The sequence below is a fragment of the Streptomyces sp. 150FB genome (assembly GCF_000818195.1).
GTDB lineage: Bacteria > Actinomycetota > Actinomycetes > Streptomycetales > Streptomycetaceae > Streptomyces.
This window is the reverse complement of the sequence record NZ_JTHL01000001.1, coordinates 598,507-606,366: the sequence shown is the minus strand read 5'-3', so window position 1 is coordinate 606,366 and position 7,860 is coordinate 598,507. Positions and strand designations below refer to the sequence as shown.

General features: G+C 72.3%; 6 protein-coding genes and 2 pseudogenes. 4 read left to right on the top strand and 4 right to left on the bottom strand.

The window, feature by feature from the left end; all coding sequences use genetic code 11:
• Positions 1-250, top strand: a pseudogene (locus QR77_RS48150) (hypothetical protein); the annotation flags it as partial.
• Between the two features lie 60 nt (positions 251-310).
• On the opposite strand, the gene QR77_RS02495 reads toward QR77_RS48150, so the two are convergent.
• Entirely contained in the window at positions 311-1,798 is a 1,488-nt protein-coding gene (locus QR77_RS02495) for a cytosine permease (protein ID WP_040019441.1), read from the bottom strand.
• Between the two features lie 153 nt (positions 1,799-1,951).
• Here QR77_RS02495 and QR77_RS02490 point away from each other — a divergent pair, with 153 nt between their 5' ends.
• Positions 1,952-2,314, top strand: coding sequence for an MmcQ/YjbR family DNA-binding protein (locus tag QR77_RS02490; protein WP_040027160.1), 363 nt, complete (start codon positions 1,952-1,954; stop codon positions 2,312-2,314).
• A 24-nt stretch (positions 2,315-2,338) separates the two neighbouring features.
• Here QR77_RS02490 and QR77_RS02485 read toward each other — a convergent pair whose 3' ends face one another.
• Positions 2,339-3,790: a M28 family metallopeptidase gene (locus tag QR77_RS02485; protein WP_040027158.1), complete on the bottom strand. Its 1,452-nt coding sequence runs from the start codon at positions 3,788-3,790 to the stop codon at positions 2,339-2,341.
• Positions 3,791-4,029: 239 nt separating this feature from the next.
• Here QR77_RS02485 and QR77_RS02480 point away from each other — a divergent pair, with 239 nt between their 5' ends.
• Positions 4,030-5,652 (top strand): APC family permease, encoded by a 1,623-nt coding sequence (locus tag QR77_RS02480; protein ID WP_040019440.1) that lies wholly within the window; start codon positions 4,030-4,032, stop codon positions 5,650-5,652.
• A 154-nt stretch (positions 5,653-5,806) separates the two neighbouring features.
• Positions 5,807-7,168, top strand: a complete 1,362-nt coding sequence (locus QR77_RS02475; RefSeq protein WP_040019439.1) for an FAD-dependent oxidoreductase — start codon at positions 5,807-5,809, stop codon at positions 7,166-7,168.
• A 47-nt stretch (positions 7,169-7,215) separates the two neighbouring features.
• Here the strand turns inward: QR77_RS02475 and QR77_RS02470 are convergent, their stop codons facing one another.
• Together QR77_RS02470 and QR77_RS02465 are read right to left on the bottom strand one after the other, a co-directional pair.
• On the bottom strand, positions 7,216-7,599 hold the full coding sequence (locus QR77_RS02470; protein ID WP_052488479.1) for a hypothetical protein: 384 nt from the start codon (positions 7,597-7,599) through the stop codon (positions 7,216-7,218).
• Between the two features lie 59 nt (positions 7,600-7,658).
• A pseudogene (locus tag QR77_RS02465) lies at positions 7,659-7,860 on the bottom strand (D-cysteine desulfhydrase family protein); the annotation flags it as partial.

Genomic DNA, 7,860 nt, shown 5'->3' with positions numbered 1-7,860 from the left:
GTCGGGTGGCGCGGCCCGCCGCCGCGCGCCCGGCGGCGGAGCGTCGAAGGCGGGAGCCTCGGCATCCGGGGCAGCCGGGGTATCCGGAACATCCGGATCGAAGGCCTCCGGGGGCGGCTCGACGCGGACGCTCAACGCGAAGTTCCCCGGCCGTTGCCGCTGCGGGCGCGCGTACGCCGCCGGTGAGCCCATCGCCAAGAACCCCGACGGCTGGGGCCACCCCGAGTGCCGTACGACGGCCCAGGTTTGAGGACGGCCCGGGTTTGAAGACAGCCCAGGTCTGAGGACGGCCCAGCTCTGATCCGTACGGTCAGCTTCGCTGTTCCTGGGCGCGCACCCGGCCCCGGCCGAACGCCAGGGTCCCGACGAATCCGAGCGCGAGTGCCGCCAGCACGCCCAGGTTCGCCGAGGCCCAGGTCCCCGACTTCCCGCCGAGCCCCAGGACGTCGAGGAGATAGCCCTGCCAGTTCAGCCACCCGGCCGCTGTGTTGGTGACCAGGCCCCAGCCGAGCGCGGTGGCGACCACGGTGAGCAGCAGGGGCAGGGCCGGGAGACTCCCGTAGCGGCCACCCGTACGGAACAGGTCGGCGTCGTCGTAGTCGCGGCGGCGCAGTGACAGGTCGGCCAGCATCACCCCGCACCAGGCGGCGACCGGCACCCCCAGCGTGGTCAGGAAGCCGGTGAACTGGCCCAGGAAGTTGTCGGCGAAGAAGACGATGTACACCGATCCCGCGATCATCAGCAGGCCGTCGATCAGCGCGGCCCGCCAGCGCGGGATGCGCAGCCCGGCGGCGAGCAGGGCCAGCCCGGAGGAGTAGATGTCCAGCACGGCGCCGCCGACCAGGCCCAGCACGGCGACCACGGCGAACGGCACCAGGAACCAGGTGGGCAGGATGGTGGTCAGCGCGCCGATCGGGTCGGCGGCGATGGCCTTGCTGAGACCGGTGGACGAGCCGGCCAGCAGCAGCCCGAAGACCAGCAGGAGCAGCGGCGCCGCCGAGGCGCCGAGCGTGGTCCAGCCGACCACTCCCCGCCCCGAGGAGCCGCGCGGCAGGTAACGGGAGTAGTCGGCCGCCGCGTTGACCCAGCCGAGGCCGAAGCCGGTCATGATGAAGACCAGCGTTCCGATGACCTCCTGGGTCGAGCCGGCCGGCAGGGCGCTGACCACGCTCCAGTGGATGTGGTCGGCCACCAGGCCGATGTAGACACAGGTGAGCACGGCGGTGACCAGTGTGATCACTGTCTGGAGGCGCATGATCAGGTCGAAGCCCATCACCCCGCCGACCACGACGAGCGCGCTGATCACGATCAGCGCCACCACCTTTGTCCCCGTGCCCGCCCCCTCGCCGAGCCGGCCGAGCACGGTCGCCGTGGCCAGGGTCGCCAGTGAGGTGAGCACGGTCTCCCAGCCGACGGTGAGCACCCAGGAGACCACCGCGGGCAGCCTGTTGCCCGACACACCGTAGGCGGCGCGGCTGAGCACCATCGTCGGCGCCGACCCGCGCTTGCCGGCGACCGAGATGAAGCCGCAGAGCAGGAACGAGCACACGATGCCGATCACCCCGGCCACCACGGCCTGCCAGAAGGAGATGCCGAAGCCGAGCGCGAACGCGCCGTAACTGAGGCCCAGGATCGAGACGTTGGCCCCGAACCAGGGCCAGAAGAGCTGCCGGGGGGCGCCCTTGCGCTCGGCGTCGGTGATCACGTCGAGGCCGTTCGTCTCCACGCGGAGCGGCCGCCCGGCAGGGTCGGGGTCGGTGTCGGGGTCGGTGGACGGGCTGAGCCGGCTGTCCTTCATACGGACCTCCCTGGGGCGTCGGCGGGCGACTGTACGGTCCCACAGGAAGTGCGCCCGTTGAACTGCCGCACGGTTCGGAGTTTGTGCGAGTTCCCGGTCCGGTCGGCCCGAAAGGCCGGTGCGGCGGCGCCCGTTTAATCTGTGACCGTGACTGTGAACGACGAAGCCGAGGTCCGCCGTATCGCACTCTCCCTCCCCGAGACGGTGGAGAAGGAGGCGTGGGGCATGCCCACGTTCCGGGTGGCGGGGAAGATGTACATCACGGTGCCCGACGACCGCACGTCGTTCGCCGTGCGCTGCCCCCGGCACGAGCGGACCGAGCTGATCGCCGCCGAGCCGGAGAAGTTCTGGGTGCCGCCCCACGAGGCGTCCTCCGCCTGGGTACGGGTCAGGCTCGCCGCCCTCGACGACGCCGGCGAGCTGTACGACATCCTGCTCGACTCCTGGCAGCAGGCGGCGCCGCCGCGCCTCACCGAGGTGTTCACCGCCCCCGGCACGCGGCCGGGGACGGTGTAACGGCCCCCGGGCCTGCGGGCCCGGTCAGCTCCGGGGGAGCGGGAAGGACACCGGGCCGCGCAGCCCCGAGCGGTTGACCGCCCGTACACCGAAGAACACGTTGTCCTTGGACAGGTCCACGGTGTGCCGGACCACGTCACCGACCTCGATCACGTGCGTCCACTCCGGCTCCGTCGTCTCGCGCCACACCACCTCGTACCCGGCCAGGTCCGGTTCCGTGCCGCGCTGCCACACCAGCTCCGTCGCGTTCGTCAGCGCGCTGGTGAGGACGTTCACCCCGCGCGGCGCCGCGGGCGCCTGCGCGAGGGTCCACAGGGCGGCGCCGTTCACCCGCGCCACCCGCGCGATGTAGCCGAAGTCGCAGAACTCGGGCAGGTCTCCGTACCGCTTGCCGTCCTCGACCCGGACGTCCTGGTGCTGGTGCGCGAAGTCCTCGGCCGGCTCGGTGAAGCGGGCCGCCGGATAACCGCGTTCGAGGAACGGGATCTGGTCGCCGCCCCGCAGATAGCGGTCCCTGCGGTAGACCACCCGGACGTGCGTGCCCGTCGCCTCGTTGTCCGCGACATCGCGGACGAACCGCGCGAGCTGGCGGGCCGGTGAGTCGTTCTCGCCGCCGACCGAGCGGCGGGTGTCGGCCTGCTGGGGCGTCTCGGCGGTGGGTACCCCTTCGGCGAAGAGCCGTACGGTGTACGGGTCGCGGGCCCCGTCGTCGGCCCTGGAGCTGCCGACGATGTCGTTGGTGAACATCGCCTGGACGTTGGCGCCCGCCACCTTGAACTGCTCGGCCAGATAGCCGGATCCGTACAGCCCCTGCTCCTCGGCGGCCACAGCGGCGAAGACGAGCGTCGACGCCGGGCGCCTGGTCGCCATCACCCGGGCCAGCTCCATGATCACAGCGACCCCCGAGGCGTCGTCGTCGGCGCCGGGCGCGTCACTCGTCGCGTCCATGACGTCGGTGGCGCGCGAGTCGTAGTGGCCCGAGACGACCTGGACCCGGTCGGGGTCGACCGAGCCGCGCAGCGTCGCGACGACATTGGTGATCCGGGTCGCCACCGGTATGCGCGAAGCCGGTTCCTGTATGTACGACTGGAGTTGGACGGTCATCCGGCCGCCGGACGCGGCCGCGTACCGCTTCATCTCCGCGTAGATCCAGTCCCGGGCCGCGCCGATGCCCCGCTCGGGGTCGTCCTGGGTGGACAGGGTGTGCCGCGTTCCGAAGGAGACGAGGCGGCGTACGGTCGCCTCGATCCGGTCCCTGTCGACCTCGGCGAGCAGCCGCCGCAGCTCCCGGCTCGGCGCCTGGGCGGTGGCCGGAAGGCCCTGGCCCGGCCTTCCCGTCCCTGCCGTACCGCCCGCGTGCCCGGTGGCGGCGGCGGGGGTCGCCTGGGCGACGAGCGGCACCAGCGGCACTCCGACAACGGCGGTGGCGGCGGCCAGGACGGTTCTTCGGGGTGCTCCTGCGGGGTGCTGCGGCATGGCGAGTCCCTTCACGCGGTGGTGCGGGTGACATGGCGCTCCATAGTCATGGACGCTTCAAGTCTCCACAAGGCCGCGATCGGGGGAGTAGCGCGTGGCCAACGGGAAAGGAGAGGAAGCGGGCCCGGAGCCCCGGACCACCAGCGATCCCGAACCACGAGCGATCCCGGACCACCCGCAGTCCCGGACCAACCCGGCCCGGACCCCCTCGGTCCCGGCGCCATGAGGAGTACAGGTACGTGTCGGAGCCCCAGCCCCCGTCCGGCGCCCCCGCCGTATCCACCGCCCTCTCCGAGGAGCACCGGCTCCGCAAGGACCTCGGGTTCTGGGGTCTGACGGCGATCGGGTTCTCCAACATCCTCGGCTCGGGCTGGCTGTTCGCCGCGATGTTCGCCGCCCAGACCGCCGGCCCCGCAGCCCTGCTGTCCTGGATCGCCGCCGGGGCGCTGTGCGCCCTGGTCGCGCTGGTCATGGTGGAGCTGGGCGCCACCCGTCCCGAGGGCGGCGGGACCGTACGCTGGCCGCTGTACGCCAGCGGGCGGCTCGTCGGGACCGTCATCGGCTGGTCCGTACTGCTGTCCGTCGGCGGGACGGCCGCCGAGATCAGCGCGATCATGCAGTACAGCGCGCACTACCTGCCCGGCCTGTACAACGGCTCCACCCTCACCGTCTCCGGCCTCGCCCTGGCCGCCGGGCTGAGCGCGCTGCTGACCGCGCTGAACTGGTTCGCGGTGCGGATGTTCGCCCGCCTCAACAACCTGGTCTCGCTCCTCAAGGTCGTCATCCCCGTCCTCACGGTGGTCGCGCTCTTCCTCTCCGGCACCCACGCGGGGCGCCTCACCGACCACGGCGGCTTCGCCCCGTACGGCTACGCGGCCTGCCTGAGCGCGCTGGCCGGCGGCGGCATCGTCTACTCCGTCAACGGCTTCCAGGCGCCGCTGGACTTCTCCGGCGAGGCGCGCCGTCCGCGCCGTAACGTACCGGCCGCCGTGCTCACCGGGATCGGCCTCGCCGTGGTCGTCTACCTCGGCCTCCAGTTGGCGTTCCTGTTCACCGTCCCCGAATCGCTGCTGGGCCACGGCTGGCGCGGTGTCAGCTTCGAGTCGCCCTTCGGGCAGCTCGCGCTGGTACTCAACCTGCACTGGCTGGCCACCCTGCTCTACGCCGACGCCGTGCTCTCCCCGGGCGGCTCCGCCTATGTGGGGGTGGCGATCGACGCCCGGCACACGTACGCGCTCGCGAAGAACCGCCTGCTGCCGCGTTTCTTCATGCGGATCGACCCCCGCTACGGCATGCCGCACCGCGCGCTGCTGCTCAACTTCGTCGGCATCGTCGTCTTCCTGCTGCCGTTCGGGAGCTGGCAGAACATCGTCAGCGTCATGGGCAACCTGTATCTGCTCATCTACGCGGCGTCGGCGGTCGCCGTCGCAGCCTTCCGCGCCCACGACCGCGAGAGCGGAGCACCCGGGGGCCGGGGCAGGGGAGTGATCCCCGGGATGCGCTGGATCGCGCCGGTCAGCTTCGTGGTGGCGAGCGAGTTCATCTACTGGTCCGGCTGGCACACCCTGCGGCTGGCGCTCCCGCTGGTGCTGGCCGGCGTCCTGCTGTTCCTGATGCAGCGCCGCGCCGCCGGAGGCCCTTCCCTGCGGGACGAACTGCGACGCGGCGCCTGGCTCGTCGTCCATCTGGCGGCGCTGACCCTGCTGTCGTGGTTCGGCAGCTTCGGCGGCTCCGGGCAGCTTCCCGCGCCGTACGACACCATCACGGTGGGCGCCCTCGCACTCGCGGTCTTCGCCTGGGGCGTACGTTCGGGCGTCGCGCATCTGAGGGCCGTCCCGCCGCCCGAGCCGAGCCTCGAATAGGGAGCCGGAGGCCGGCCTGGGCCGTCGCCCGCGCCGCTGCCGTCGTCGTTCGGCAGGCGCGCCCGCCGTACGCCCGGAAAGATGAGCTGTGACAGGCGGCGGTCAGCGGGCAGGCGTGGAGACGACCGCGCAGACCTGAGAAGGGACGGAAACCGTGGCACGACCGAGGATTCTCGTAGTGGGCGCAGGTTTCGCCGGAGTGGAGTGCGTACGGCGCCTCCAGCACCGGCTCGCACCGGGGGAGGCGGACCTCGCCCTGGTCACGCCGTACTCCTACCAGCTCTACCTGCCCCTGCTGCCACAGGTGGCCGCGGGCGTGCTCACTCCCCAGTCGGTCGCCGTGTCGCTGCGCCGCAGTCACAAGTACCGGACCAGGATCATCCCCGGCGGCGCCGTCGGCGTGGACCCGGGCGCGAAGGTCTGCGTCATCAAGAAGATCACCGGCGAGATCGTCGACGAGCACTACGACCACATCGTGCTGGCCCCCGGCAGCATCACCCGCACCTTCGACATCCCCGGCCTCGTCGACAACGCCCGGGGCATGAAGACGCTCGCCGAGGCCGCGTACATCCGCGACCATGTGATCGCGCAGCTCGACCTCGCCGACGCCAGCCAGGACGAGAACGAGCGGATCTCACGGCTCCAGTTCGTGGTCGTCGGCGGCGGCTACGCGGGTACCGAGACCGCCGCCTGCCTGCAACGCCTCACCTCGCACGCGGTCCGGCGCTACCCCCGGCTCGACCCCGGGCAGATCAAGTGGCATCTCATCGACATCGCGCCGAAGCTGATGCCGGAACTCGGCGACGAACTCGGGCTGAGCGCCCTCGAAATCCTGCGCGGGCGCGGCATCGAGGTGTCCCTCGGCGTGTCGATCGCCGAGGCGGGCCCCGAGAAGGTCACCTTCACCGACGGCCGGGTCCTGCCGTGCCGGACCCTGATCTGGACGGCGGGCGTCGCGGCGAGCCCGCTGGTCGGCACGTTCGAAGCACCGACCGTGAAGGGCCGGCTCGCCGTGACACCCGAGATGACGGTGCCGGGGTTCGAGGGCGCGTACGCGCTCGGCGACGCGGCCGCCGTACCTGACCTGACCAAGGGCGACGACGCGATCTGCCCGCCCACGGCGCAGCACTCCATCCGCCAGGGCAGGAAGCTCGCCGAGAACATCGTCGCCTCCCTGCGCGACCGGCCGATGCAGCCGTACGTGCACAAGGACCTCGGGCTCGTCGTCGACCTCGGCGGGCGGGACGCCGTATCCAAGCCGCTCGGCATCCAACTGCGCGGGATGCCCGCCCAGGCCGTGGCGCGCGGCTACCACTGGTCGGCGCTGCGGACCAATGTCGCCAAGACCCGGGTGATGACGAACTGGCTGCTCAACGCGGTCGCCGGCGACGACTTCGTACGCACCGGATTCCAGTCCCAGAAGCGCGCCACCCTGCGGGAGTTCGAGCACACCGACATGTACCTCACACCGGACCAGGTGCGGGAACACACCGCTTCGCTGATCGTCAAGGGCTGAGCGGGAGCGCCGGGGTCGTCGGCGCCGCCGGGGATGGCGTCGCGCCGTCAGCGGCGGGCGTCCCTGCTCACCTTCAGGGCCCAGCCGATCAGCGGCGCCTGGAGGGGGAGCCGTGCGTACGCCGCCGCCCGCTGCTGGGCGGGGCGGCCGCGCCAGTCGTAGGCCATCTTCACGTTCGCCGGGAAGACGGCGGCGAAGAGACCGGCGGCGGCCAGCGCGCCACGGCGCCGGGTGGCCGGCACGGCGACCGCCACGGCGACGGCCAGTTCGGCGACGCCGCTCGCGTACGTCCAGCCGCGCCGCGTGCCCGGCAGCGACCGCGGCACGATCGCGTCGAAGCCCGCCGGCCTCAGGAAGTGCAGCGCACCGGACCCGGCCAGCAGGCCGACGAGCAGACGGGCGGAGCGCGGGGTGGTCGGGGTGGCTGCCATGGCGGGTACCTCCGGAGGGGAACGGTGAAGTGGCTGCGCGGGCCGGGGGCGTCGCGGCGTCAGCCCCCGGTCGTACGCAGTCCGGCGGCGGCCCGGGCCAGCGCCGCCGGGTGGCCGAAGAGGCCGGGCAGGCCGCCCGAGTGCAGGAGGACCGTGCGGCGGCCGGGGACGATGTCGCCGTCCTCGACGGCGGCGATCAGACCGGCCAGTGCGCGGCCGGTGTAGACCGGGTCCAGCACGATGCCCTCCGTACGGGCGGCC